At 68.0% G+C, this 24,154-nt stretch carries 24 protein-coding genes; 6 read left to right on the forward strand and 18 right to left on the reverse strand.

Annotated features, from left to right (window positions below; translation table 11 throughout):
* Nucleotides 1-4 precede the first annotated feature (4 nt).
* Nucleotides 5-2,545, forward strand: a complete 2,541-nt coding sequence (locus AC1RSI_RS07590; protein WP_035306605.1) for a cation-translocating P-type ATPase — start codon at nucleotides 5-7, stop codon at nucleotides 2,543-2,545.
* Here AC1RSI_RS07590 and AC1RSI_RS07595 read toward each other — a convergent pair.
* From AC1RSI_RS07595 to AC1RSI_RS07645, 11 genes are all read right to left on the reverse strand, one after another.
* A complete protein-coding gene (locus AC1RSI_RS07595) occupies nucleotides 2,535-3,344 on the reverse strand; it encodes a universal stress protein (protein ID WP_052004830.1) in 810 nt (269 codons plus the stop codon). The two genes, AC1RSI_RS07590 and AC1RSI_RS07595, sit on opposite strands and share 11 nt — an antisense overlap.
* 11 nt (nucleotides 3,345-3,355) lie before the next feature.
* A complete protein-coding gene (locus AC1RSI_RS07600; protein ID WP_008263362.1) occupies nucleotides 3,356-3,496 on the reverse strand; it encodes a hypothetical protein in 141 nt (46 codons plus the stop codon).
* A 250-nt stretch (nucleotides 3,497-3,746) separates the two neighbouring features.
* Nucleotides 3,747-5,117, reverse strand: coding sequence for a purple acid phosphatase family protein (locus AC1RSI_RS07605; protein ID WP_230307611.1), 1,371 nt, complete (start codon nucleotides 5,115-5,117; stop codon nucleotides 3,747-3,749).
* Between the two features lie 11 nt (nucleotides 5,118-5,128).
* On the reverse strand, nucleotides 5,129-8,278 hold the full coding sequence (locus tag AC1RSI_RS07610) for a TonB-dependent receptor (RefSeq protein WP_230307610.1): 3,150 nt from the start codon (nucleotides 8,276-8,278) through the stop codon (nucleotides 5,129-5,131).
* A gap of 97 nt (nucleotides 8,279-8,375) precedes the next feature.
* Nucleotides 8,376-9,350 carry a FecR family protein gene (locus AC1RSI_RS07615; RefSeq protein ID WP_154726042.1) on the reverse strand — a complete coding sequence of 325 codons (975 nt, stop codon included), beginning with the start codon at nucleotides 9,348-9,350 and terminating at the stop codon, nucleotides 8,376-8,378.
* The gene (locus tag AC1RSI_RS07620) at nucleotides 9,340-9,846 is read right to left on the reverse strand and encodes an RNA polymerase sigma factor (RefSeq protein WP_164952572.1); all 507 of its coding nucleotides are present in this window, start codon (nucleotides 9,844-9,846) and stop codon (nucleotides 9,340-9,342) included. Before AC1RSI_RS07620 ends, AC1RSI_RS07615 begins: the two co-directional genes overlap by 11 nt.
* 180 nt (nucleotides 9,847-10,026) lie before the next feature.
* The gene (locus AC1RSI_RS07625; protein ID WP_008264110.1) at nucleotides 10,027-10,413 is read right to left on the reverse strand and encodes a hypothetical protein; all 387 of its coding nucleotides are present in this window, start codon (nucleotides 10,411-10,413) and stop codon (nucleotides 10,027-10,029) included.
* Between the two features lie 54 nt (nucleotides 10,414-10,467).
* Entirely contained in the window at nucleotides 10,468-10,893 is a 426-nt protein-coding gene (locus tag AC1RSI_RS07630) for a hypothetical protein (protein WP_008264033.1), read from the reverse strand.
* Nucleotides 10,893-11,231: a hypothetical protein gene (locus AC1RSI_RS07635; RefSeq protein WP_008260189.1), complete on the reverse strand. Its 339-nt coding sequence runs from the start codon at nucleotides 11,229-11,231 to the stop codon at nucleotides 10,893-10,895. The genes AC1RSI_RS07630 and AC1RSI_RS07635 overlap by 1 nt, the downstream gene beginning before the upstream one ends.
* A gap of 14 nt (nucleotides 11,232-11,245) precedes the next feature.
* Entirely contained in the window at nucleotides 11,246-11,689 is a 444-nt protein-coding gene (locus AC1RSI_RS07640) for a response regulator transcription factor (protein WP_035306612.1), read from the reverse strand.
* 58 nt (nucleotides 11,690-11,747) lie between these two features.
* Nucleotides 11,748-12,167 carry a helix-turn-helix domain-containing protein gene (locus AC1RSI_RS07645; protein ID WP_008261975.1) on the reverse strand — a complete coding sequence of 140 codons (420 nt, stop codon included), beginning with the start codon at nucleotides 12,165-12,167 and terminating at the stop codon, nucleotides 11,748-11,750.
* 255 nt (nucleotides 12,168-12,422) lie between these two features.
* On the opposite strand from AC1RSI_RS07645, the gene AC1RSI_RS07650 reads away from it, so the two are divergent.
* The 5 genes from AC1RSI_RS07650 to AC1RSI_RS07670 all read left to right on the forward strand — a co-directional run bounded on the left by AC1RSI_RS07650 (nucleotide 12,423) and on the right by AC1RSI_RS07670 (nucleotide 19,704).
* Nucleotides 12,423-13,457: an SMP-30/gluconolactonase/LRE family protein gene (locus AC1RSI_RS07650; RefSeq protein ID WP_230307609.1), complete on the forward strand. Its 1,035-nt coding sequence runs from the start codon at nucleotides 12,423-12,425 to the stop codon at nucleotides 13,455-13,457.
* A 58-nt stretch (nucleotides 13,458-13,515) separates the two neighbouring features.
* Entirely contained in the window at nucleotides 13,516-14,769 is a 1,254-nt protein-coding gene (locus tag AC1RSI_RS07655) for a TetR/AcrR family transcriptional regulator (RefSeq protein ID WP_154726040.1), read from the forward strand.
* A gap of 274 nt (nucleotides 14,770-15,043) precedes the next feature.
* A complete protein-coding gene (locus tag AC1RSI_RS07660; RefSeq protein ID WP_154726039.1) occupies nucleotides 15,044-17,251 on the forward strand; it encodes a TonB-dependent receptor in 2,208 nt (735 codons plus the stop codon).
* Between the two features lie 68 nt (nucleotides 17,252-17,319).
* Entirely contained in the window at nucleotides 17,320-18,906 is a 1,587-nt protein-coding gene (locus tag AC1RSI_RS07665; protein WP_154726038.1) for an alkaline phosphatase D family protein, read from the forward strand.
* 30 nt (nucleotides 18,907-18,936) lie between these two features.
* On the forward strand, nucleotides 18,937-19,704 hold the full coding sequence (locus AC1RSI_RS07670) for an acid phosphatase (protein WP_035306624.1): 768 nt from the start codon (nucleotides 18,937-18,939) through the stop codon (nucleotides 19,702-19,704).
* Between the two features lie 7 nt (nucleotides 19,705-19,711).
* Here AC1RSI_RS07670 and AC1RSI_RS07675 read toward each other — a convergent pair whose 3' ends face one another.
* The 7 genes from AC1RSI_RS07675 to gspG are packed head-to-tail and all read right to left on the reverse strand — an operon-like array spanning nucleotide 19,712 to nucleotide 24,152.
* Complete coding sequence (locus tag AC1RSI_RS07675; RefSeq protein WP_008259418.1) at nucleotides 19,712-20,185, reverse strand: type II secretion system protein M; 474 nt, start codon at nucleotides 20,183-20,185, stop codon at nucleotides 19,712-19,714.
* Nucleotides 20,182-21,282 (reverse strand): type II secretion system protein GspL, encoded by a 1,101-nt coding sequence (gene gspL / locus AC1RSI_RS07680; RefSeq protein WP_154726037.1) that lies wholly within the window; start codon nucleotides 21,280-21,282, stop codon nucleotides 20,182-20,184. Before gspL ends, AC1RSI_RS07675 begins: the two co-directional genes overlap by 4 nt.
* Entirely contained in the window at nucleotides 21,279-22,265 is a 987-nt protein-coding gene (gene gspK / locus AC1RSI_RS07685) for a type II secretion system minor pseudopilin GspK (protein WP_154726036.1), read from the reverse strand. Before gspK ends, gspL begins: the two co-directional genes overlap by 4 nt.
* Nucleotides 22,262-22,873 (reverse strand): type II secretion system minor pseudopilin GspJ, encoded by a 612-nt coding sequence (gspJ, locus tag AC1RSI_RS07690; protein ID WP_291755183.1) that lies wholly within the window; start codon nucleotides 22,871-22,873, stop codon nucleotides 22,262-22,264. The genes gspK and gspJ overlap by 4 nt, the downstream gene beginning before the upstream one ends.
* A complete protein-coding gene (gene gspI / locus AC1RSI_RS07695) occupies nucleotides 22,870-23,277 on the reverse strand; it encodes a type II secretion system minor pseudopilin GspI (RefSeq protein WP_154726764.1) in 408 nt (135 codons plus the stop codon). The genes gspJ and gspI overlap by 4 nt, the downstream gene beginning before the upstream one ends.
* The gene (locus AC1RSI_RS07700) at nucleotides 23,270-23,734 is read right to left on the reverse strand and encodes a GspH/FimT family pseudopilin (protein ID WP_154726763.1); all 465 of its coding nucleotides are present in this window, start codon (nucleotides 23,732-23,734) and stop codon (nucleotides 23,270-23,272) included. Before AC1RSI_RS07700 ends, gspI begins: the two co-directional genes overlap by 8 nt.
* Nucleotides 23,703-24,152 carry a type II secretion system major pseudopilin GspG gene (gene gspG, locus AC1RSI_RS07705; RefSeq protein ID WP_008263479.1) on the reverse strand — a complete coding sequence of 150 codons (450 nt, stop codon included), beginning with the start codon at nucleotides 24,150-24,152 and terminating at the stop codon, nucleotides 23,703-23,705. Before gspG ends, AC1RSI_RS07700 begins: the two co-directional genes overlap by 32 nt.
* Between the last annotated feature and the right edge of the window lie 2 nt (nucleotides 24,153-24,154).

Consider the following 24,154-nt stretch of genomic DNA (forward strand, 5'->3'; position numbering starts at 1 on the left):
ACGCATGCCGCCAGACTTCGCCGACGCCTGGGACGTCGCGGCGTCCCCGCGAGACAGGCGCGGCCTCGAGGAGGCCGAAGCGCGCCGCCGTCTCGAGAGCGGCGGGCCGAACAGCCTTCAGCAACCTGAAAACCGAACGATACGGGCCAGCGTCTACGACGCGGCGCGCGAGCCGATGCTGCTTCTCGTGGCCGCGGCGGCGCTTCTCTATCTGGTGATCGGCGATCATGGCGAGGGCCTCTTCCTGATCGGCGGCGTGTTGGTGACCCTCGCCCTTGTGGTCGTTCAGGACCTTCGCGGCGAACGCGCCCTGGCGGCGCTGCGGACCCTCGCCCAGCCGTCCGCGCGCGTCATCCGGGACGGTCGCGAACGCCGCATTCCGACCCAGGATCTCGTGCCCGGCGACCTCGTCCTCGTCGGAGAGGGTGAAAGACTCCCCGCAGATTGCCGCCTCCTCGGGGGCGACATGCTGGGCGTGGACGAATCCGCCCTGACGGGGGAATCCGCCACAGTGCTGAGGACGCCCGGCGGCGCGGGCGACGATGCGCGCCTGTTCGCGGGAACCCTGATCGTGCGAGGGCACGCGGTCGCCGAAGTGATCCTGACCGGACCTCGCACGGCGCTGGGGCGGATCGGCGGCGCCTTGGCCGAGATGGGCGACGAGCCCACGCCCCTGCAACGGTCGTCCGGGCGGCTCGTGCGTCTTCTGGGCCTGGCCGCCCTGGTCTTCTGCGCCCTGATCACTGCGGCCTACGGCCTGACGCGCGGCGACTGGATGGAGGCGATCCTGGCGGGGATGACCTTCGCCATCGCGCTGATCCCAGAGGAATTCCCGATGATCCTCACCGTCTTCATGGCCCTCGGCGCCTGGAGGCTGGCGCGCCACAATGTCCTCGTGCGCCGCCCCGCCGCCGTTGAAGCGCTCGGCGGCGTCACCCTGCTGTGCGTCGACAAGACCGGAACCCTGACCGAGAACCGCATGGAGCTGGTCCGGCTGACGGTCGACGGCGTCGACCATGCGATCGCCGACGGCCTGCCCGCCTCCGGCGCCGCCGTGCTGAGAACCGCCGCCCTGGCCTCGGCGCGCCGGTCGATCGACCCCATGGATCGGGCGGTGCTGCGCCTTAGCGCGGCGTCGGAGTCCGATCCGGTCAGGAGTTGGCCGCTGCGCCCGGAGAAGCCTGTGGTCGTGCAGCTCTGGTCCCGACCGGAGGGCGCGTTCGCGGCCGCCAAGGGCGCGCCGGAAGCCGTGTTCCGGCTGTGCCGCCTGCCCCCGGACCAGGCCGCCGCGCAGCTTCGCGCGGTGGACCGCCTCGCCGGCGAGGGCCTGCGCGTGCTCGCCGTCGCCGCCTGCCGAACCTCGGAGTCTTTTCCTGACGATCCCTGGGAGGCCGTCTTCGTCTACGAAGGCCTGCTGGGCTTTGTCGATCCGCTGCGCCCCGACGCGGCTGCAGCGCTGCGGGACGCGCGCGAAGCCGGGATCGCCGTCGCCATGATCACCGGCGACCATCCGGCCACGGCTCTGGCCATCGCCCGCGAGGCCGGTCTGGACGAGACGGCCGGCGTCATGACCGGCCAGGACGTCGCCGCCTTGTCGCAGGAGGCCCTTCCGAGCCGTGTCAGGGACGTTCGCATCTTCGCCCGGGTCACGCCCGACCAGAAGCTGCGGCTGGTCCAGGCCTTCAAGGCGGCGGGCGGCGTGGTCGCCATGACCGGAGACGGCGTCAACGACGCCCCCGCTCTGGAGGCGGCCCATATCGGCATCGCCATGGGACAGCGGGGCACGGATGTCGCGCGCGAGGCGGCGGACATCGTCCTGCTGGACGACCGGTTCGCCTCCATCATCGGCGGAGTGCGGCTCGGACGCCGCATCTTCGCGAACCTGCAAAGGGCCCTGACCTATGTCACGGCCATCCACGTGCCCATCGCCGGCCTCGCGCTCGCGCCGGTCCTTCTGGGCCTGCCGCCGCTGCTGTTTCCCCTCCATGTCGTTCTGCTCGAGCTTGCGGTCGATCCGATCTGCGCCCTGGTGTTCGAGGCCGAACCCTCCGAGCGGAACGCCATGCGCCGTCCCCCCCGTCCGGCGGGATCGCCGCTGTTCGGACCGAGGCAGGTGATCGCCGCCCTGGCCCAGGGCGCGGGCGTCCTCGTCCTGGTCCTCGGCCTGTATGTCTGGGGCCTGTCCTGGGCGACCGAGGCCGAGGCGCGGGGCGCCGCCTTCCTGGCCCTGATCGGGGGCAATCTGATGCTCGGCCTGGTCGATTCCGCCGCCTCAGCGCGCATCTTCGCGCGCCAGCGACGCGCCTACTGGGTCATCGTCCTGCTCATGTCGGGGGCGATGAGCCTCATCTTCGCCGCGCCGCCCCTCGCCCGGATGTTCACCCTCCAGCCGCCCGGCCCTGCGCTTCTGGCCGCCGCAGTCGCGGTCGCAGTCCTGGGCGGCGGGTGGGCCGTGCTGGCCCGTCTGGCCGGCGACTTCACGGGGAAGGACCGGAGTCCTGGTCACAGGGCGGCCGTCCCGGAGACGGCGCCGCTCAGTGGATGAGCAGGCAGGCGCGTCCGGTCTGCTGCAACAGCGCGTGGGTGACGCCGCCCAGCACGACTTCCCTCAGTCGGCCGCGACTATAGGCGCCCGCTACGATAAGATCGCTGTCGTCGTCTTCGGCGATCTGCAGTAAGCCTTCCGCCGCATCGGCGTCCGCTATGTCTGTATTCTGCCAGCCCTCCGCCGGCAATCCGTACCCCTTGAGGAAGTCGACGGCGTCCGCCAGCTGGGGTGCGGTCGTCCCCTCCCCCAGCGCCGCCACCAGGATACGGTCGGCGCGCGACATCAGCGGCAGTCCGGCGGATAGAGCGAGGCGCGCTTCGCGCGAGCGCTTGTAGCCGATCAGGACCCGTCTGAACCGCAGGGTCTCGGCGGACCTCGGCACGGCCAGCACCGGTCGGCCGGCCTGGAGGACCAGACGGCTCAGATCCGCCTGACCCAGATCGGTGTCCAGCGCACGGTGCTGGCGCGTCACGATCAGGTCGCAACGCGCCGCCTGGTCGAGCAGGAAGGCGGTCACATCGAGAACCCCGGCGCTGCGGAAGTCGAGCGCGAACCCGTCGGCCGCCTCGCACAGGGCCTGTTGGAGCGACTCGATCAGGTCGTACATCTCACGCTCTCGCGCCTGCGCCTGTGCGAGGGGAAAGGCTGCGGCGACGAAGGGATCGGGCAGCCGCCCAGGGGCGGCGGCGACGAGATCGCGCACCTGGTAGTCCCGGGCGAACTGCAGAAACGGCGGCGCGAAGCGCAGCGGCGCGTCGCCGTCATCGAGGTGGAACATAACGCTGCGCAGGGTCATAGCCGTACTCCTCAAGCCAGGCTCGACGCGCCGGTCTGGCGCGCGAGGAAGGCGTCGATGGCGTCGCCCTCGAAGCGGCCAAAGTTGCGGGTGAGCTCGATGTGAACACGTTCTTCAAACGCGTGAATCACGTCCTCGGTGCTGAGCGTCATGGCCGTCTCCTAGCGAGCGCTGGGCAGATCAGCAGATATCCGGGAGGCGGCCTTGACCAATATCAAGACTCTGCGGCTCTGACGGCGCTCGTCGGACGCCTCGACTGCGGAGGATATCCGACGACGCGCCGCCTATGTGGCCGGCGCCGCCAAACGCATGCAGGCGGTCCGGACCATAAGTTGGCCAGCCCGTCACCCTGACTCGGGCCGGAAAACGCCAGCCTCCGGCGCTTCAGAAAAAAAGGGCGGATCAGTCCCCCCGCTCTTCCCCCTCCAGCGTTTCCATCCTGGCGACCCCTTCCTCGCCCTTCGTCAGGCGGAAGGCGTCCAGTTCTCGGCCTGTCGCGGTGAAGGCGCGATAGACCACCGCGTCTTGCGACACATACAGCGTCTGGAAGGTCTGGGTCCGCGCGGCCGTCCGGTCGGCCCAGGTCAGATCCGCCATCGGATACATCTTCGGCCCGGCGACCGAGACCACATAGGTCGAGCCCTGGTCCGACCTGTGGCCGGGGCCGGCGTTGGTCATGGCCCCCTCGCCTATGGCGCCGCGCGCATAGCCGTGGTCGTGGGCCTGAAGCACCAGGTCCACTCCATACTTGTCGATTAGCGGCTTCAGCGCATCGCGGACGCGGCTGTTGTCCCGGTCGGGGTCGATCGAGAACAGCGGGAAGTGCAGGAACAGCACTGTCCAGCGGTTCGGATTGTCGGCAAGGACCTGATCCAGCCATCGCACCATTTCGGCCCGCATGGCTTCGTCGCCATGGAACAGCGGGGCGTCGATCGAGATCAGGCGCAGACCCTGATAATCGACGGTCCAGGCGGTTTCCTTCAGACGTTCGGCGCCCGCCGGCCCGGTCTCCGGCAGGGTGAACTGCCGGCGCCATTGGGGGTTCAGGATCGGGCCGCGGCCGTATTCGTGATTGCCCGGCGTCGGCATCTGCGGCGTCTGGGCGTACAGGAAGCCGCCCGAGGCGAACCATTCGCCCCATTCATTGTCGCTGTCATGCCGGTTGATCAAGTCGCCGGCGTGGATGACGAAGGCGGCGTCGCCCGCCTTGCGGAACCCCATCCTGAGCGTGCGCGACGCCTCGCTGAGGATATTGTTCTGCATGTCCCCGAAATACAGGAAGGTGAAGGGCTCGGGCGTCGCGGCGGCCGTCCTGAACTGCAGCCACTCGGACCAGGCCTCACCCGAACCGACCCGGTAGACATAGACCGTCGCCGGCTTCAGCCCCTTCATTACGGCCGAATGATAGGCGGCGCGGAAGTCCGCCGCCTCGCGCACCGCCAGGACCGCGTCGTCGGTGGTCGCGGCCACGCGAACGGCGGAGGCGATGAAGTCCGGCCCGTCCTGGGCCTCGGCGAACTCCACCTGACCGTCCAGGCCCGGCGCGGTGCGCCAGGTGACGGCCATCTGATGGGCCGGATCAGCGGTCAGGTTGAGAATGATCCGCTCCGGCTGCACCGTCGCCGGCGCTATCGGGCGTTCGGACGCCTGGACCGGCGCTGGTTCGGGGCGATCCGGACGCTGCGTCTGGGCCAGTGCCTGGGCCTGGGCGCCGGTGGAGACGCCCAGGGCCGCGACAGCGGCCCCGAGCATGAGGGTGCGAACAAACATCATTTTCGTCACCCTCAGAAGACGTAGGTCAGGCCGAGCGAGATCGACCGCCCGTTCTTGATATAGGCCCGGCTGGAGGCCGTGCTCGAACCGGCCGTGTACCAGTAGGTGTGGTTGTCGAAGAGGTTCTGCACCTGCAGCGAGGCGGTGGCGCCGCCCCATAGCTTGCGCCGCACGTTCAGGTCCACGAACTCATAGTCCTGTTCGTAGGGATTATTGCCGAAGTCCTGAATTCCCTCCAGGAATTCCGACTGGTAGCTGTAGGCGGCATAGGCTTCCCATCCGCTGTACTGCCAGAACAACTGTACATTGGCGATGGCCTCGGGCGTCTCCATCAGCGGCAGGGTGTAGCCCGCCGGGTGCCAGGAAATCCCGGTCTCGGCTTCCGAATGCTGCAGCGTCAGGTTCACACTGGCGCCCAGGCCCGACAGGGCGCCCGGCAACCAGTAGAAGATCTGCTGGGCGCTCATCTCGACGCCGTAAACCTCGGCCCATTTGCCGTTGTTGGGCATGGAGATGGTGACGCCGTCCGGCCCGATGTTCGCCCCCGCCGTGCCGTCGCGGATGTTGCTGGAGGCCGAGCGGAACAGGAAGTTCTCGATATCCTTGTAGAACAGGCCCAGCGAATAGGCGCCGGTGTCGCCGTTGTAGCGCTCGATCGACAGATCGTAGTTGATCGCCTTCATCGGCTTCAGATCCGGGTTGCCCTGTTCGATGCCGATCAGCACCCAGTCCGAGGTGGGGTTCTCCTCGCCGTCGCCGTCCGGATCGATGTCGTAGCTGTATTCCCGGGCCGAGGTCATGCGCGCGATGTCGGGACGGGCGAAGCTGGTCCAGATCGCCGCCCGCACCTTGGTGTTGCGATTCAGCGCATAGTTCAGGTGGATCGACGGCAGGACATTGACGAAGTCGCTCTTGTCCGTGGTGAATCGCTCACCCTGAACCTCGTCCAGCACATAGGCCGAGATGTCGTTGCGCGTACTCTCGACCCGCAGGCCGCCGATGATCTGAGCGTCGCCGAAGCGGGCCGTGGCCATCAGATAACCAGCGAGAATGTCTTCCTTGAACTCGAAACTGTCTTCTCCGCTGAGCTTGGCGCTGGAGGGATCGGTGGCGAAGCCTTCGAAGAAGCTGCTGTCGCCGTTCATCGCCCGCTGAAGCTCGGCCAACATGGCCTGATTGTCGATGATCACGCCCAGACGATAGAGGCCCGTATATTCGCCGTCGAACAGGTCGGTGACCTCCCTGCCGTAGAAGGCCGAGAAGTCCGCCAGGGTCCCCTCCGCGTCCAGATCGAGGAACTCGCCGCTATAGGTGGCGCGTTTGGAGGAATAGAATTTCGCGCCGCCCTTTACCGAGTCGAGCCAGGGCGAAACGGGCCGCCATTCGGCGTTGAACTGGCCCTGCCACAGATCCTCCTGCGCCCCGCCGACCTCACCGGACAGGCCCGCATACTTGTATTGCGCCGGGTCCTGCACCGCCGCCATGCCGGCGTCGTTCAGCACCCATTTGGGGAAGCGGCTGTCGCCGAAGTTGACGATATCGACGCCTTTGTTGCCCAGCCAGCCGTATTTGTCGCTGCGGAACTCCATGTCGTAGCTGTCGTCGATATTGTCCTCGGACTTGGCGTAGGACAGATCGTAGTCGAGCTTGAAGTCGCCGTAGCGGCTGACGCCGCCCAGGTTCAGCGACATCAGAGACCCCGTCTCGCGCGAGCCTTCCCAAAACCGACGCAGACGGAAACCCTGCGGATCCCAAGTGCCCGAGGCGCCGTTCAGCGTGTAGTAGGACTTGGTCGATCGGTCCGCATCGGTGATGACGCCGTCGCCGTCCCGGTCGACGATCTGGGCGGTGGTATAGGAATAGATATTGCCCTTGGCGCCTGAACCTATGATGGCGTCGTCCGGGTTGGCCAGGCCCGTGGCGGTCTTGTCCACCTGGGTCAGTCGCGTGGAGTTCTTCGACGTGTCATTGCGGAAGTTCAGCCGGTTGTCGAACTCGTCCTGGGTGTATTCATTGAACTGACCGCGAAAGTGAAAGTCGTGGTGATCGCCGCGATAGTCGAGACTGGCGTTCAACCCCTTGCGCTCGACCTCGGTCTCGCCGAACGCCAGGTTCATGCCGCGCAGAACGAAAGTACTGGTATCCCAGCCCAGGCTCTCGCTGTCTTCGTACCAGACCGGAGGCTGGTTATCGCCATCGACGCCGTTCTGTTCGAACTGGGACTTGCGTCGCGACCAGCTGGCGGTGACGAACACGCCCCAGTGGTCGTTGAACTGGCGGCCGAAGGAGCCGGAGACTTCGCCCGAGGTCTTGTCGTCGAACTTGTCCAGCAGACCGGCCGAGGCCGACAGGACGCCGTAGGTCGGCTTGTGGTCGAAGGCGGTAGGGGTGCGGATGTCAATGGAACCGCCCAGGGCGTCGCCGTCGCGGTCCGGCGTCAGGCTCTTGACCACGGTGATGGAGTCGATGCCTTCCGGCGGCAGAAAGCTGAGCCGCACGCCGCGATAAAAGCTGTCGTCCGGCGAACCGGTGCCGCCGATGCGGACGCCGTTCATGGTGTAGTTGTTCAGCTCGGTCGACAGGCCGCGGATCGTGATCCGGTCGCCCTCGCCCGTGGTGTGGTTGCGCACGGCGTTGACGCCCGGCAGGCGCGACAGGGACTCGGCCACATTGTTGGCCGGCAGGTCGCCCATGTCGTCAGCGCTGATGACGTCGGATATGAAGTCGGCGTCGCGCTTGGCGTCCAGCGAGCGGCGCATGCCGGCGGCGTAGCCGACCACCAGGACCTCCTCCAGCACCGTCGCATCCGGGGTGGGCATGGACGCCTCGGCCGTCTGGCGCACCAGGGTCAGAACGCCGCGAACCTCGCGCGCCTCGACGCCGGAGCCCGCAATCATCCGGCGAAGCGCCTCACGGGGAGTCATGGAGCCGGAAACGGCCTGAGCCCGCTGCCCCCGCGTCAGTTCAGGGTCGAAGACGATCTGCAGGCCGGTCTGACGTGACAGGGTCTGGATCGCACGTCCCAGATCCTGCGCCGGGATGTTGATGGCGGCGCGCGCCTCGGCGCTGCTGGCGGCCTGCCAGGCCTGGGCCGGGGCGGCGGCGGATGTCAGGACGGCGACGGCGGCCGCCGCAAGGAGGCCGGTCTTGTAAATACGCATGTGATAGATTCCCCGCGGCCGAACCTGGCCGCTATTGGGGAAGACGACGAACATCGCGGTCCTGACACCCGTCTTGAAAACTTGCTCTATCCGTCACCTAAGCTTCAGACAGCAGATAGTGGCCAGCGTCTTTTCGGGTCAGCCTGAGCCCATGAAGCCGGGCGATCGCGGCCAGGGCGTTCTCGGGGTTCTCATACGAGAAACGACCGCTCACGAGCGCACGGCCCAGTTTCGGATCAGAGAGTGAGACCTCCACCCCCGTGGTCCGTTTCAGATCGCCGATCACGCTGGTCAGGGTCGTCTCATCCAGTTCCAGCCACCCCCTGGTCCAGGATGGAAGGTCGGTCTTGGCCTCGGGTTGTCGCAAGCTGGCGCGTTGAACACCGGCCTTCAGCACCCGACCACGCTCCCCGGCCCGGATTCTCACGACGCCCCCCTTGGTCGGCGTCACGTCGACGGCGCCTTCGAACACCACGACCTCGACCATCGGGCCGTCAGGGGTCTCGAGAGAGTCCACATTGAACCGAGTGCCGACGGCGGTGATCCGCACCCCTTCGGCTTCCACCGTAAAGGGGCGGCCAGCGTCATGGGCGACTTCGAAGAAGCCTTCGCCGTACAGTCGCAGTCTCCGTTCCGTGTCGCCCAGCAGGACACGCACCTTGCTTGCGCCATTCAGCCGGACCGCCGAGCCATCCGCCAGGGCCACGGCTTGCGGAACCCCGCGACGACCGACGATCATCTCTCCCCGAAGGGAAGAGGTCGCGACGAACAGGGCCGCGCAGGCGACACAGGCGGCCAGGCCCGCCGGCGCCCAGATCTTCACCCAGGCCGGCGTCGAGGCGAACAGGCCCGGCTTCGCCGTCCGGTGAGCGGCTCGCCGCGCCACCCACAGGACGGCCGGATCGGCGATCAGAGCCTCATGCTGCTCCAGCAGGCGCTGTCGATCGGGCCGCCCCGCCAGCCAGGCGTTCAGCGCGGCCTGCCGCGCCGGGGTCCAGCCGTCTCCCTGCTTTTCATCCGCCCAAAGGGCCGCCGCCCGGTCGTCACGAGCGTCAAAGGTTTCAGTCGACATGACGCCCCTCCGCCGTCTTGCGAAGCGTCTGAGCGGCGCGACTATAGTGTTTCTGAACCGCCTCGACCGACATGTTCAATTCGCCGGCGATATGTTCATAGGATTCCTCGCCGGCGCGGCGTCTCACGAACACCTCGCGGCGCACGGCGGGCATGGCGTCCAGGGCTTTCTGACACAGACGCAGCCGTTGGTTCATGTCCAGCGCTTCCAAGGGAGACGCCGCGCCGTCCGCTTGGTGGTCCGTCTCGCCGAAATCGTCAAAAGGCGTGGTTTCCGATCGGCGCGCGCGATCGATCAGAATATTGCGGGCGGCCCGCATCGCGTAGGACAGCGGATCCGTGATCAGCGCCACCCGCGCACGGGAAAGCACACGCAGAATAGCCTCCTGCGCGACGTCTTCCGCATCGGCGCTCGACGCCAGTCTCCGTCGCACATAGGCGAGAAGCGCACGATTGTGCGTCACAAGCGCCTGCCCCACTTCGTGCTCGTGACTCACTGGGCGGCCCCTTACCGAAGGGGCCGACATAGAAGCGGCGCGTAACGGAAATTCGACATCTTGATGTCGATTTGACTTCGCATCCGCGAATGACGGGCGCCGTCGAGCCTGGCCTGGCGCCCCAACGCAGGCTCTGCCCGCGCCGGGAACCAAGCCTCGGCTTCGACGGTGCGCGACGATTCAAGGCCTGGGGGCGGCCTCCCTGTCTGCGGCGGACGCGGCATACCGTATCTGTGAGGGACGCGGCGATGTCGAAGCCATCCCCTCCGCCGTCATGCCGCGCGACATCATCCACGCCTGGATGCGGTTCAATGTGGCGAACGTCTGAGGCGTGAGCCCCTCGCCTGTATTGATCACCTCGAGCAGCCAGGCGGCTTCCCGTTCGGAAGTGGGCGTGCAGGCGAGCAACTGGCTCTCGCACCGCTCAAGCCGCATCTCAAAATCGCGCTCGGCCGCGCAGCAGGCTTCGTAGGATGCAAATTCATCGGGCAGGAAGCCGTCGAACCGGCGAAGGATGTCCCATTCGGCGAACAGGTCGGCGAAGGTCGGCATGTGGCTCTCGGCCATGGGGGAATCTCCTCGCCGTCAGCCCCTGGCGACGGCGAAATCAACAAGAGTGAGTTAGGCCGGCGCGCCAGGCAGCAATCGATACCGGCGCACCAGATGAGCTTCATAGGCGCCGGCCAGAAGCACGATCAGCAAGGCGATCCAGGTCGCAAGCCTGACCGTGACGGCCGTCCAGTTATAGATGAAGGCGGGGCCCAGGGCGGCGAAATGGGTCAGGACGACGGCGACCTGCAGACCAGCGGCGAACAGAAGCCACCAGCGGTCCGCCCGCAACGCCAGGCCGATCAGGCCGATCGCGCAGGCGAGATCCACCAGGGCGACGCCCCAGCGGACATCGCCGAGCATCAGATGCTGCGCCAATGGGCTGAGCACCATGTCCGCCAGCAGAAGCACGGCGGCCCAGCGGTCGGCGCGACCGCCCCAGACGACAGGGGCGGCCAGGGCGACCAGACTGATGATCAGCAGCCCCGCCTGGAGCATCAGGCGTCCAGCGCCAGCGCCGTCGCTCCGCCGGCGGGCTGATCCTTGCCCTCCAGCGGTCCGCCGGCTGTGACGATTATGCCGAGCGTGCGGGCGATGCGCGCCAGTCGATCGTGACTGGCCACGAGCCGGGACCGCCCCTCGACAAGCGCCCCGGCCGCGGCCTGGACGTCGACCAGGGCCTGGTGGCCCGCCTGGGCGGCGAACCGGGCGCCGGCGCGGTGGCGCGTCATGTCGTGGGTCAGAAGGCTGATTTCGGCGAGCGCCTGATCGAGCGCCTGTTCAGCGGTCTGAAGTCGTCTGGCGATTAAGTTGGCGAAGTCGGTCTTGTGATTCATGGCGAGGATCCCGGCTAAGAGGGCCGCCATGCGTCGAGCGTCGAGAAGATCGTCATCACCAAAGACGTCAGACCGCCCAGTACGAGCAGCCAGAGCGCCGTCGCGCCGACGATGACGCCCAGACGGATGAACCGGTTCGCCGGAGGCGGTCGCCAGAAGCGCGCCGCCCAGGGCCGGTCATCGATCGGGTTCCCCACGCCCGGCGAGACGGCCGGACGCAGTCGTTCTGGCAGCCGCTCGGCCAGTTCGGCATCGGTCATTCCGGCGCCTGGGTATTGAATGCCCAGCGCCTGGGCCGCCGCCCGCCGGTGACTGGTGCCGAGTTTGGCGTTGGCGCTTTGCAGATAGTTCGCCACGGTGCTGGGCGTGATGCCCAGCACGTCTGCAATCTCCTGATTTGACAGTCTCAGGCCGGCCAGTTGCACGCATTCGATCTCGCGCCGCGTCAGTCGCCCCATCGCCTAGCGTCCGATCCGCGAAAGGGCTCGCCGTCCGCAACGGACAGCGAGCCGAAGTCTAGACATCGATTTCCGCGCCGGTCTCTGCAGAAACCCGGGCCAGTTGCTGGATCAGGTCCAGAACGAGCTTCTGGTTTCGCACCGACAGCTCGGGCGCCCGCCGGGCGATCTCGGCCGTCTGTTTCGTGGGTGCGCCGCCCATGCGCGCCTCGGGTCCATCGGGCAAACCCAGACCCTCGAAGAAGTAGTTCAGATCCACGTTCAGGAATTCCGCAATCTCCCACAGACGCGAGGCGGCGATCCGATTGCTCCCGCGCTCGTACTTCTGGATCTGCTGGAAGGTGACCCCGGCCGCCTGGGCCAGTTGAGCCTGACTGTAGCGCAACGCCTGGCGGCGTTCGGCGACACGCCGGCCAACGTGCAGGTCTACGGGATTGAGGTTATCGCCCTGGGGCGTCTTGATCGCGACTTTTGCCATGGCGAAAGCTAGCCTTGGTCCGACCCGAGTCGTCAAGCCGCCTGACGGCCTCGCCGACGTTTGCCGCTGATATGGAAGGCGCCGACAGCCATCGCTTCGATGATGCGACAGGATGATGGCTTGTCGCGACAGGAAAAAGCTCCAGTACTTGCGCTCCGCCCGCAACGCGTCGGCCGTTCAGATTGAAACAAGCCCGATGATCATGAAGCCTGCGCGCCGCGCCGTCTCGCCCTGAAACCACACCAACCCTCCCCCTTGTCCCGGAGTTTCGCCCTGACCCTCTCTCGTCGTCTCGTTCTCGCTGGAAGCCTCGCGGGAAGCTTCGTCGGCGCCGGTTGCGCCGCGGCCCGCGCCCCCGCCTCCGCCGCCCGCGTGATCCGTCACGATCCGGCGCTGGACCGCCTGATCGCCCCGGACGCCCGGCTGGAGACGCTCGCCTCGGGCTTCACCTGGTCCGAAGGCCCGGTATGGATCGCTGACGGCGGCTATCTGCTGTTCAGCGACGTGCCCGAGAACCGGATTCATCGCTGGTCCGAGAGGGACGGCGTCTCGGTCTTCATGGAGCCGTCGGGCTATGACGGGGCGGACGCGTCTGTCTTTCGAGAGCCAGGGTCGAACGGACTGATCGCCGGCCCCCGCGGTTCGATCCTGATGGCCGATCATGGCGCCCGCGCCATTGCGCGCGTCGATCTGGCCACCCGCGCCAAGACCCTGCTGGCGACCCGCTATGGCGACGCCCGCTTCAGTTCGCCCAATGACCTGGTCCAGGCCTCCAACGGCGCGATCTTCTTCACCGATCCGCCCTATGGACTGAAGGACATGGACCGGTCGCCGCTGAAGGAGACGGCGTACAACGGCGTCTATCGACTGGACCCCGACGGCGTCGTGACCCTGTTGGACGACAGTCTCAGCTTCCCCAACGGGATCGGCCTGTCGCCGGATCAGCGGACCCTCTATGTGGCGGTCTCCGATCCCGAACGCCCGTTATTGCTGGCCTATGATCTGAGCCGAACCGGGCAGGCGATGAAGCCGCGCGTGCTGATGGACTTCTCCGATCAGGTCGGGCCGTCCAATCCTGGCCTGCCGGATGGTATGGCCGTCGATCGCGCGGGCCATCTGTTCGCCACAGGTCCCGGCGGAGTACATGTGCTGACGCCCGAGGGGCGCATCCTGGGCCGTATCGACACCGGCGGGGCTGCGGCGAACTGCACCTTCGGCGAAGACGGCCGGAGCCTGTTCATCACGGCCGGAGACCGGCTTCTGCGCCTGCGGACCTTGACCCTGGGCTGAGGGTCTGACGACCTCCATAGGGTCTCGACATCGCGGCTTCGCCAGACCATTGACGCCTATGCTTCAGCGACAAGCCTCACCCAGATCGACCGACGCGCAGCGGATCATCGAGGCGGCCATCGACCTGGTGATCGCTCAGGGTTTCCGCAAACTGACCCTGCGCGACCTGGCCCAGGCCGTCGGCAAGAGCACGACCGTCATCGTCAACCTGTTCGGCGCCAAGTCCGGCCTGGTCCTGGCGGTCGGCGAACATGCGCTGGAGGCGGACGCCGTTTTTCATCAGCGCTTCTTCGGCGCCGTGGCTGGTCTGCCGGCGAGCCGCGACACCCTGCTCGCCCTTGTTCTGCGCTATCTGAGGCTCCGCGCCGCAGCCGAAGCCGGCTTTGTTCGGGTCTGGGAGGCCCTGCTGCTGGACACGGACCTGGGCGAGGCGCGCCATGACCTGATGCGACGCTGGGAGGCGATGCGCGAGGCGGCCTGGCGGACCTATCTGGCGACCGTCCCCGACGCCGCCGATTTCGCGGCGCCCCTGACCGCCTGTCTCGTCACCGAACAATTCTACGCCGGCGCCCTTCTGGGCCGCACCGACTATGAGGTCATCAGCGCCGAGGGCCTGGGCGCCCTGGTCGACCGAGCCCTGGGCCGAGACGACGGCCCCGCCCCGGCCACCTTCTGGTATCGCGAACACCTGTTTCTGCCCCAGGCGCCGGCTGCTGGACTGGAGGTCGATTCGATGCGGCTCAAACTGCTCGACATCGCGGCGGACCAGATCCTGGCCGGCGGCGTGGCCGGCGTGACCAATCGCTCGGTCAGCCTGGTGGCCGGCACCTCCACATCCACCATCGCCTATCATTGGCCGGACATGCGTCGCTTCGTCGTGGATGCGGTGTGGCACAGCGTGTTCCGCGACCTGCCCCATTATCTGGCGAGGCGGCGCCCCGACATGGACCCTTCCGCGGCCACGCTCGAGACCTGGGAAAGGCTCATGACGCCAACCGTCTCGATCAATCCTCAGGCCGAGGGCTTCTACACCCGATACGCCCGCCTGATCGCCAGCATCTGCCTGGAGGCCCGCCGAGATCCGCCGCTTCAGGACCTCGCCATGGTCCTGCGCGGACCAGAGGGCGGCGGCACCTTCTACAACAGCGCCGGCGTCTGGCCGACGGGTTTCGACCTGACCCGACTGGCCGCCACCCGGTTCGCGCTCTGGATCAAGGGCCAGGCCCTGGTCGCCTCGGCGACGGGGATTCCGCTGTCGGGCGCAACGCTCAAGACCGCCGCGACCCAGCTTGTGGCGCAGCAAGAGCCATAGAACGGGCGTTACTTCCAGCTTCAGGTTGCCAGGGCGCTGCCTGACAGAAAGTCTTCCTACAAGCGTCATAAAAGCTTAGCAGGGCGCGCCTAATGCCGAACCGTTGTCGAACAGTTGTTTTTCTGCGGGACGCCAGCGGCTCCAGCCTTCCTCCCCATCGCCAGGGGCCGCTCCCGTCAAATCGCCGAACCGAACGGCTGTTCGACAGCATCATCAACAGATCGGCCCGTGCGGCAGGGGGTGCCTGCGCGCGCCGCCCGCAATGGATCGTGCAATGCATCGTCTGCTCCTCGGCGTCTCGAGCGCCGCACTCGCCCTGGCCGCGGCCCTGCCCGCCGCCGCCCAATCTTCCTCGGCTCCGTCGGCGACGGTCGAGGACATCGTCGTTACCGCCCAGCGTCGGGCCCAGGCCAGCCAGGACGTCGGCCTCGCGCTGAGCGTCATCGGCGGCCAGGACCTGGACGAGAAGGGCGTTCAGGTCATCAACGACATCGAGAATGTCGTGCCCAATATGGAAGTGGACAGCCAGTTCGGCAGCGGCCAGCCCGCCTTCCGCATCCGCGGCATCGGCACCCGCGAATATTCCAGCAACAACGCCTCGACCGTCGGCGTCTACGTCGACGAAGTCGCCCACCCCTATACGATCACCACCCAGGGCGCGATGTTCGACATCGCCCGGCTGGAAGTGCTGCGCGGGCCGCAGGGCACCCTGTACGGCCGCAACACCACGGGCGGCGCGGTGAACATCATCACCAACGCCCCGACGGCGGACCGGCACGCCGGCTTGACCGCCGAATACGGCTCCTATGACCGCTACAAGGTCGAGGGCTTTGTCTCGGGTCAGATCGTTCCCGGCCTCCTGGGCCGCCTGGCCGCCGTCACCGAACAGGGCGGCGCCTGGCAGTATCACCGCACGACCGGCCAGAAACTGGGCGACGTCGACAAGACCGCCGTGCGCGGCCGCCTGACCTGGGACGCCTCGGAAGACGTCACGGTCGATCTGGCCGCCACCTATTCCATCGACAAGTCCGACGGCCTGGGCTTCCGCCTGCGCAGCGACTATCCAGTCTTCGACGGCAGCGTGACCTATCCGGCCGACACCGCCCGCCGGATCACCGGCTGGAAGATCTCCGAGGCTTTGGCCGGCGTTTCCGGCCGCAGCCTGGACGCCAAGCCGGGCCGCGACAACGACGGTCTGGACCTCAGCGCCCGCGTCCGCGCCGACCTGGGCTGGGCCACGCTGAACACCATCACCGCCTACCAGACCTTCAGCCGTTCGGAATACAACGACTGGGACGGCACGCCGGCGGCGGAGTCGGACGTCTATTTCTACAACGAAATCAAAGCTTTCTCGCAGGAAGCCCGCCTGTCGAACCAGGCTGGGCGTCTGAACTGGATGGTCGGCGCCCACTATGCCGATGAGAGCATCGACGGCGGCTTCTACACCGAGTTCCGCGGCGCCAACCGCAACCTGATCAACACCCCCTACGACCAGTCGGTCGAGGCCATCGGCGTCTTCACCCACAACAGCTTCGCCCTGACGGATCGCCTCAGCCTGATCGCGGGCCTGCGTTACGAGAACGAAGACCGCAGCCTGACCACGACCGGCACGCGTCGCCTGAACGTCGCGGTCGGACCGGAAAAGACCTACGATATCTCGCTGTCGGAATGGACCGGGCGCTTCGGCCTGGAATACGATCTCGCCGAAAACGCCCTGCTCTACGCTAGTGTCGCGCGTGGGGTGAAGTCGGGCGGCTTCACCACCTACAATGGTCAGTCGCAGACCCCCTTCAAGCCCGAAATCGTCATCGCCTACGAGACAGGGATCAAGTCGGACCTGTTCGACAAGACCCTGCGCGTCAATGGCGCGGTCTTCTTCTACGACTACGAGAACCAGCAGATTCAGGGCACCGAATACAGCCGGGAAACCGGCCAGTTGGGCAAGATCACCAATGTGCCCAAGTCCGAAATCTACGGCGGCGAAATCGAACTGACCTGGACGCCCTTCGCCGGCCTCACGATCAGCCAGAACTACGGCTACAAGGAAGGCGAATACAGCGAGTATTTCGCCATCGACGCCACGGCGACCAACGCCGCCAATCCGGCGAACGGACCGTGGGACGTGATCATCTCGAACGACCGTTCGGGCGAACCGCTGCAGTTCCCGAAGTTCAACTACGGCGGCTCCATCGCCTATGACTGGTCGATGGCCGGTTTCGCCCTGCGGGCCGAGACCAACTACAATCAGCGCGACGGCATCTACAACGCCTCTTCGGCTTCGGTTCTGCCTGGCTACTGGCTGTGGAACGCCAATCTGAGCGCAGGTCCGGAGAACGCCAACTGGCGCGTCGGTCTGTGGGCGCGCAACCTCTTCAACACCGAATACGAAGAGACCCGCAACAACTTCAACGGCGGCGCTCGTCCGACCAGTTCGCCGAACCAGGGCCGCACCGTCGGCGTCCGTCTGACGATGGACTTCTAAGACCAGGACAGGGCGGATCGGCTTCAGGCCGGTCCGCCCGATCCGTTGCTCCCGTTGGAAAGCCCCCCATGCTGCTGAAGCCCACCCTTCCGATGAACCGCCGCCTTCTGCTGGGCGGCCTGGTCGCCGCGCCCCTGGTGCTGCGGTTCGGGCAGGCTCAGGCCCAGGCGGGCGGGGCCTATGTCTTCCCGCTGGGCGTCGCCAGCGGCGATCCGGCCCCCGATGGTTTCGTCCTGTGGACGCGGCTGGCGGTCGATCCGGTGGCGCCGGACGGCCTGGGCGGCATGGGCGGCCCGGTCGCCGTGCGTTGGGACGTGGCGGCGGACGAGGCCTTCAACCGCATCGTCGCCTCGGGCGAGGCCGTGGCGGATCGCACCGACGCCCACAGCCTGCATATCGAGGTCGAAGGTCTGCGCCCCGACCGCCCCTATTGGTACAGGTTCACCGCCCAGGGTCAGCAGAGCCCCGTCGGCCGCACCCGCACCGCCCCCGCCCCGAACGCCGACGTCGACCGCCTGCGTCTGGCCGTCGCCTCCTGCTCGAACTGGGAGTCGGGCTATTTCAGCGCCTATGGCCATATGGCCGACGAGGCGCCGGACCTGACCCTGTTCCTGGGCGACTATATCTACGAATACACCCGCACGGGCGCCCAGGCGGCCAATGTGGTGCGGCCCTACGGACTGGAAGAGGCGACGACCCTGGCGGGCTATCGCAACCGGTACGCCCTGCACCGGACGGACGCGGACCTGCAACGGCTGCACGCCGTCGCCCCCTGTCTGGCGGTGTGGGACGACCACGAGATTCAGGACGACTATTCCGGCGTCTGGTCCAAGACGCCCGGCGTCATGCCCAATGATTTCCTGCTGCGCCGCGCCGCCGGCTACAAGGCCTTCTACGAGGCCATGCCCATTCGCCGCACGCGGCTGGACGCCCGGCTGCAGATGCCGATCTATCGCGGCGTCCGCTATGGCCGGCTGGCCCAGTTCTTCATGCTGGACGGCCGGCAGTACCGCTCGAAACAGGCCTGCGCCGACGGCGTCAACGGCGGCAAGGGCCAGGTGGTCACCGACGCCGCCTGCCCCGACCGGCTGGACCCGGCCCGCACCTTCCTGGGCTTCGAACAGGAACGCTGGCTTTACGACGGCCTGGCCCGGTCGCAGGCGCGCTGGAACATCCTGGGCCAGGATCTGGTGATGGCGGGGCTGAGGTTCGGAAACGGCGACGCCGAGACCCGCTACTGGACCGACACCTGGGACGGCTATCCCGTCGCCCGCGACCGGATGACCGACGCCCTGGCGACGCTGAAGCCCCGCAATCCGGTGGTGCTGAGCGGCGACTACCACTCGTTCTGGACCAATGACGTCAAGCGGGTCAGCGCCGATCCGTCATCCGCGACGGTGGCGACCGAATTCGTCGGCACCTCGATCTCGTCCTCAGGTCCGCCTTATGACGCCCTGATGGCGAACATGCCGAACAACCCGCAGATCAAATTCTTCGACAGCCGGGTGCGGGGCTATATGTCCATCGACATGGACCGCGATCGGATGAACACCCGTTATCGCGCCATCTCCGACGTGCGCGATCCCCATGCAGCGGTCTCGACCCTGAACAGCTGGGTGGTCGAGGACGGCCGTCCCGGCGCCGTCGCCGCCTGATTTCCCCACAGTCTGAGAAGCGTAGTCTAAATGTCCCTTCTTTCCTCGGCCGGTCGCGGCCTGGCGGTCCTGTGTCTGGCCCTGAGCGGCTGCGCCGCGACACCGGACACGGCGCCGGTGTTCTGGACCGGTTTCCAGGATCATCCCCACGGTTATCTGTCCGCAGACGCGGCGCCGAACGCCGCCCGGTTCCTGCCGCCGCCGCCCGCCGCCGGCTCCCTGCGTGAACAGGCCGATATCGAGACCTATCGCGCGACCCGCGCGCTGGAGGGCAGCGCGCGCTGGGCCATGGCTCAGGCGGACAATGAGATCGAGACCCCCTCGGCCCCGCGTGTCTTCGCCCCGGCCCTGGGCGTGACCTTCGACCCCGAGCGCGTGCCGACCCTGACCCGTCTGCTGGGCCGGATGCTGGGCGACCTGGAAACGATCCAGACCCCAGTCAAGAAGGGCGTCCGCCGCCCCCGGCCCTTCGTCGCCGAGCCGGCGGCCACCTGTATCGCGCCCCAGCCCTGGCTGACGGCCAGCGGTTCCTATCCGTCGGGCCACGCCGCCCTGGGCTGGGCCTGGGCCCTGGTCCTGTCGGAAATGGCGCCGGACAAAGCTGACGAGATCCTGGCGCGCGGCCTAGCCTATGGCGACAGCCGGGTGATCTGCGGCGTCCACTACCCCAGCGACGTCGAGGCCGGCCGGATCGTCGGCGCCGCCCTGGTGGCCAGCCTGAAGGCCGACCCTGACTTCCAGGCGGATTTCATCCAGGCCCAGCGCGAACTCCAGACCCTGCGCGCCGCCCGGCCCTGATCCGGCTTCAGGTCGAGGGCGCCAGCACGCCCTCGACGCTGATCGTCGCATCGGCGTTTTCGACGACGTTCAGCGTCGTGGCCTCGACCTTGCGGTCATGCAGGGCCGCCAACCAGCCGAAGGCCGCCGTGCTGGAGACATTGGTCAGGTTGAAGCCCAGGCCGCCGTCCGGCGACATGCCCATGACCGGCGTCACCCCAGTGATCGAACCGACCTCTGCGACCACCGCCGCGACATCGACGTCGCTGCTGGCGGCGTCTGTCCGCGCCATGCGACCCGTCGCCGTCTGAACCAGGGCCAGATCGGCCTCGGCCACGGCTCGCGCCTCGGCCGCATCGGCCCGCCAGGCCCATGCCGGACGAACGATCAGCAGCCAGACCAGAACGGCGGCGATCGCCAGGCCCATCACCGTCAGCATCCGCTGCTCGCGCAGGGTGCGGCCGTCCCACCAGGCGGCGGCTTGAGACATCAGGCCGTTCATGCGGCGCCTCCCACGATGATTTCACTGACCACCCGCCCGCCGTCCTCGACGGTCGAGGCGTCGGACATGGACAGGCCCGAGGCGGCCAGGGCGGTCCGCAAGGTCTCCAGGTCCGAAAAGGCCGGATAGCTGACGGTCGCGCGCACCCCCTGGCCGGGATCGGCGCTCAGACTGTCCAGTTCCGCGCCCTCGACCTGTTCCACGGCGGCGAACAGGGCGGCGCTGACCGAGGCCAGGCCGCCCGGCGGCGGGGCCACGGCGATCTGGCGACGCGCCGCCTCCATCGGATCGCTGGCGCGGGCGGCGTCGGGCATGGTTTCGGTGATCAGGGCCAGGGTCCGGCGTTCGGCCCGGTCGGCGGCGACCTGATCGCGCGCGCCGACGGCGAGGGTCAGGATCAGGGGCGACACCACCAGAGCCGCCGCCAAACCGGCCGCCAGCCGCCAGCCGCCCGCCCGAACCTCGCGTTTGCGCTCCAGGCCCGACAACAGATCGACGGCCGGCGCCGCCGCTGCGGCCGCCAGCAGCCGCTCCAGCGTCTCGGGATCGTCCATGCGGATCAGGGGGCGCCCGCCCGCCACCGCCTCGACCAGATCGGACTGGACCGTGGCCGCGAAATGCGCGCCGCGCAGCCCCATGTCGGTCCCGAAGACGGCGGCGCTCAGAGCGTCGTCGGCCGGCGCCGGCAGGATCAGACAGTCGGGCACTATGGCGACAGGGGTCACGCCCAGAGCGGCGAGATAGTCGATCCACGCCTCCAGCAGACCCGCGCCCACGGCGGCGACCAGACGCGGCCCCTCGCCCGCGACCGGCCCCAGGGCCACGACCGTGCGCTCGGGATCGCCGGCCAGATCGTCCTTCAACGCCCAGCGCGCCGCCGCCCGCACCTGGGCCGTCCCGCCGACCGGCAGGTCCAGCCAACGCACCAGGACATCGGCGCCGGGAGCGACGGCCACCGTGCGGACATCGAGCGTCGCGGCCGAGTCTTCCAGCAGCAGCGAGCCGCGTTGCAGCACGCGTCCCCCGGCGTCGAACGTCAGGAAGGGCGCCGGCATCGAGGCCGCCGGGGGGATGATGACGATACGGGTCTGGCTCATTCTTCAGGGGTCCAGCGGCGAATGACAGTACGCACGCCGCCGTCCGGCGCGGCGTGAATCAGGGCGGTGCGGACGGCGTGGGCGCCGCCATAGTCGATATCGACCCGAAGATCGAAATAGCGCGTCGACAGCGTGACTTGCCCGCGCGTCTCATCATCGGGCGTGAAGCCCTTGAGCGCCGGCTGGCTCCAGAAGGCGTCGACGCTGGACCAGCCCAGCGCCGGGCGGGCGGCGATGGCGGCGCGCGCGCCCTGAAGCCCCAGGGCGCCGCGCGTCAGCATGACCAGAAGGGGCGCCTCGGCCGGGCTCAGGGTGTTGATGTTCAGCGTCGTCTGGGTGGTCGCCGGCAGGGCGCAGACATAGGGGCGCAGCCGCCGATACAGGGCGTCGTCCATATTGGCCACCGCCCGCATCTCGCTGACGTCCGCCAGGATGACGCCGCCGGTGCGATACGGCGTGGACAGGCCGGCGTAACGGGCATCCTCGGCCCCGCCGGGGGAAGCCTCGGCGTCATTGTCCATCCAGTCGGTCAGGGCGGCGGCCGCAGCGGCCATCCGGGCGCGCGACAGGCCGAGGGCGGCGCCCAGGGCGACGAACTGGGTCGTGGCTTCGGGGCGGGGAAACAGGTCCTCGTTCTGGCCGAAGACCAGGCTGTTCAGGTTGAAACAGGCCTGGCCGTCCGTGACGACGGCGCGGATCGCGCCCTCCTCCACCGGAAACTCCAGCACCCGGCCGTTCCAGCGCGGCTCCAGCGGGGTGCGGGCGGGATCGATCTTGACCAGGTCGGCGATCTGGCGCCGCGCCAGGCTTTCGGCGCCGGCGGCGTACCACTGGGCCTGGGCCTGGGTCTCGGCGTTGGTGGTGCGGCGCACCGAGAAGCGCACATCGTCCAGAATGGCGACCGCCACGACCGCCATCACCGCCACCAGAAGCAGCACGGTCAGCAGGGCCATGCCCTCGCGCGATCCCCGCAGCCGTCTCATGCGGCGGCGACCAGGAACAGTTGATCCAGGCGGCCGAAACCGTCCAGGGTCATGACGATCCGCACCGCGTCCGGCAGCGGCCGGTCGCTGGTCGAGATGAAGGCCGGCGCCTCCGACCCGTTCTGGATGAAGGTGACGGTCGCGTCCTTGACCCCGCGGTACAACACCTGGGGCGGCCCCGCGCGGGCGCCGTCCAGATAGGGAGAGACGCGCCGCTCCAGCCGCCCCTCGACCACCCGGTATTCGACCCTTTGCAGCGACGGGCGCGGCGCCGCGTCCGGATTGGACCACCCGTTGCGAACCAGGACCAGAATGGGATCGCCGGGCGTCTCCTGCCCCATCAGGGCGCGCGGCAGGGGCCGGCCGGTCGGGCCGCGTGTGCGACGCGGCGACGCCTGGGCCAGATCGGCCTTCAGCAGGGCGCGCGTCCGTTGCAGATCGCCGATGCGGTCGGTCTCGGCGCGGATGGCGAATTTGGCGTCGATGGTCTGGCTCAGCACCAGGGCGCCGGCCCCGGCCAGCAGGGCGAAGATGGCCAGCGAGACCAGGACCTCGACCAGGGTGAATCCCGCCCGCCCCTCCCGTGACTTCGTGCGCGGCGCCCTCATGCCCCGGCCGCCCGGAACAGGACGCGGTCGGCCACCTGGCCCTCGTCGGTGAAGACCCGCACGTCAATCCGGCCCATACCGGCGACTTCGGTCCCGGTGACGACGCGACGCCAGCGCCAGACGCGGCCGGCCATCTGGGTTTCGCCGCTGACTTCGCCCACCGGCAGGCTGGGCGCGATCATGGCCTCGGCCGCGACATTCTCGGCCACCAGACCGCCCAGGGTGCGCGCCTCGACGCGCACGGCGGAACGGGTGCTCTCGCCGGACAGGTTCAACAGGGCCATGGCCGCCAGGGCGAACACCGCCAAGGCCACCAGCATTTCGATCAGAGTAAACCCGGCGCGGACGTGTAGAGCCCTACCGCCGGCCCGACGGCCACGCGCTGCTGGAACGGAATCAATCATGGATCGACACCTCGCCCGCGCCGTCGACCGTGACGGTGCGGGACTGGTTGTCGCGGGTCAGGCGGACCCGGGCGGGGTCAGCCACGCCGGTGGGATCGAAGACGATGCGCACAGGGTCCGCCGGCGCCGCGACGCCCTCGCCCCAGGTGCGTGCGATGAAGACGCCGTTCAGCGGCGTCCAGACGGCGCCGTCGAAACTGGAAAAACTATAGCCGGCCGTGTCCGCATCCGCCGCCACCGGCCGATTGGTCAGGATCGCCTCCTCGCGGGCGCGCGAGAGCCGGGCGGCGAACTGCTCCGCCTCCAGACCCACGGCCGGGCGGGGATCGGGCAAGGACAGGGCGACCGCCCCGGCCGCCAATCCGATGACGGCCACCGTGACCATCAGCTCGACCAGGGTGAATCCAGAACGGCGACGCTGAAGCCTAGCCCTGCCAGTTGCCGAGGTCCGCGTCATTGCCCTCGCCCCCTTCCTTGCCGTCCGCCCCCAGGGAGAAGACGTCGAACTGCTGGCCGTGCGCGCTCTGGCGACGATAGCGGTAGGGGTTGCCCCACGGATCTTCGGGCAGGCGACGCACATAGCCGCCCTGGCGATAGCGTTCCGGCTGGGCCAGGCCGGCCGGCGCGGACACCAGGGCCTCGAGCCCCTGCTGGTCGGTGGGGAAGTTCAGATTGTCCAGGCGATAGGTCTCGATCGCCTGCTCCAGAACCGAGATGTCCGCCTTGGCCTTGCCGACCATGGCCCGGTCCTGGCTGGGCAGGACATTCAGCGCCACCACGGTCGCCAGCAGGCCGATGATGACGATGACCACCATCAGTTCGACCAGGGTGAAACCCTGACGCTTCTTACGCTTGTTCTGGTTTTCTGACGTCATCA

The organism is Brevundimonas sp. GW821-FHT10E09 (genome assembly GCF_058809375.1).

Excerpts from the sequence above, each read along its gene's own strand:
- AC1RSI_RS07610 (WP_230307610.1), bottom strand. The coding sequence starts at position 8,278 with ATGCGTATTTACAAGACCGGCCTCCTTGCGGCGGCCGCCGTCGCCGTC.
- AC1RSI_RS07600 (WP_008263362.1), bottom strand. The coding sequence starts at position 3,496 with ATGACGCTCAGCACCGAGGACGTGATTCACGCGTTTGAAGAACGTGTT.
- AC1RSI_RS07655 (WP_154726040.1), top strand. The coding sequence starts at position 13,516 with ATGCTTCAGCGACAAGCCTCACCCAGATCGACCGACGCGCAGCGGATC.
- AC1RSI_RS07660 (WP_154726039.1), top strand. The coding sequence starts at position 15,044 with ATGCATCGTCTGCTCCTCGGCGTCTCGAGCGCCGCACTCGCCCTGGCC.
- gspG (WP_008263479.1), bottom strand. The coding sequence starts at position 24,152 with ATGACGTCAGAAAACCAGAACAAGCGTAAGAAGCGTCAGGGTTTCACC.
- gspK (WP_154726036.1), bottom strand. The coding sequence starts at position 22,265 with ATGAGACGGCTGCGGGGATCGCGCGAGGGCATGGCCCTGCTGACCGTG.
- AC1RSI_RS07700 (WP_154726763.1), bottom strand. The coding sequence starts at position 23,734 with ATGACGCGGACCTCGGCAACTGGCAGGGCTAGGCTTCAGCGTCGCCGT.
- gspI (WP_154726764.1), bottom strand. The coding sequence starts at position 23,277 with ATGATTGATTCCGTTCCAGCAGCGCGTGGCCGTCGGGCCGGCGGTAGG.
- AC1RSI_RS07625 (WP_008264110.1), bottom strand. The coding sequence starts at position 10,413 with ATGGCCGAGAGCCACATGCCGACCTTCGCCGACCTGTTCGCCGAATGG.
- AC1RSI_RS07645 (WP_008261975.1), bottom strand. The coding sequence starts at position 12,167 with ATGGCAAAAGTCGCGATCAAGACGCCCCAGGGCGATAACCTCAATCCC.
- gspL (WP_154726037.1), bottom strand. The coding sequence starts at position 21,282 with ATGAGCCAGACCCGTATCGTCATCATCCCCCCGGCGGCCTCGATGCCG.
- AC1RSI_RS07590 (WP_035306605.1), top strand. The coding sequence starts at position 5 with ATGCCGCCAGACTTCGCCGACGCCTGGGACGTCGCGGCGTCCCCGCGA.
- AC1RSI_RS07605 (WP_230307611.1), bottom strand. The coding sequence starts at position 5,117 with ATGATGTTTGTTCGCACCCTCATGCTCGGGGCCGCTGTCGCGGCCCTG.
- AC1RSI_RS07665 (WP_154726038.1), top strand. The coding sequence starts at position 17,320 with ATGCTGCTGAAGCCCACCCTTCCGATGAACCGCCGCCTTCTGCTGGGC.
- AC1RSI_RS07670 (WP_035306624.1), top strand. The coding sequence starts at position 18,937 with ATGTCCCTTCTTTCCTCGGCCGGTCGCGGCCTGGCGGTCCTGTGTCTG.
- AC1RSI_RS07635 (WP_008260189.1), bottom strand. The coding sequence starts at position 11,231 with ATGAATCACAAGACCGACTTCGCCAACTTAATCGCCAGACGACTTCAG.
- AC1RSI_RS07630 (WP_008264033.1), bottom strand. The coding sequence starts at position 10,893 with ATGCTCCAGGCGGGGCTGCTGATCATCAGTCTGGTCGCCCTGGCCGCC.
- AC1RSI_RS07640 (WP_035306612.1), bottom strand. The coding sequence starts at position 11,689 with ATGGGGCGACTGACGCGGCGCGAGATCGAATGCGTGCAACTGGCCGGC.
- gspJ (WP_291755183.1), bottom strand. The coding sequence starts at position 22,873 with ATGAGGGCGCCGCGCACGAAGTCACGGGAGGGGCGGGCGGGATTCACC.
- AC1RSI_RS07595 (WP_052004830.1), bottom strand. The coding sequence starts at position 3,344 with ATGACCCTGCGCAGCGTTATGTTCCACCTCGATGACGGCGACGCGCCG.
- AC1RSI_RS07615 (WP_154726042.1), bottom strand. The coding sequence starts at position 9,350 with ATGTCGACTGAAACCTTTGACGCTCGTGACGACCGGGCGGCGGCCCTT.
- AC1RSI_RS07675 (WP_008259418.1), bottom strand. The coding sequence starts at position 20,185 with ATGAACGGCCTGATGTCTCAAGCCGCCGCCTGGTGGGACGGCCGCACC.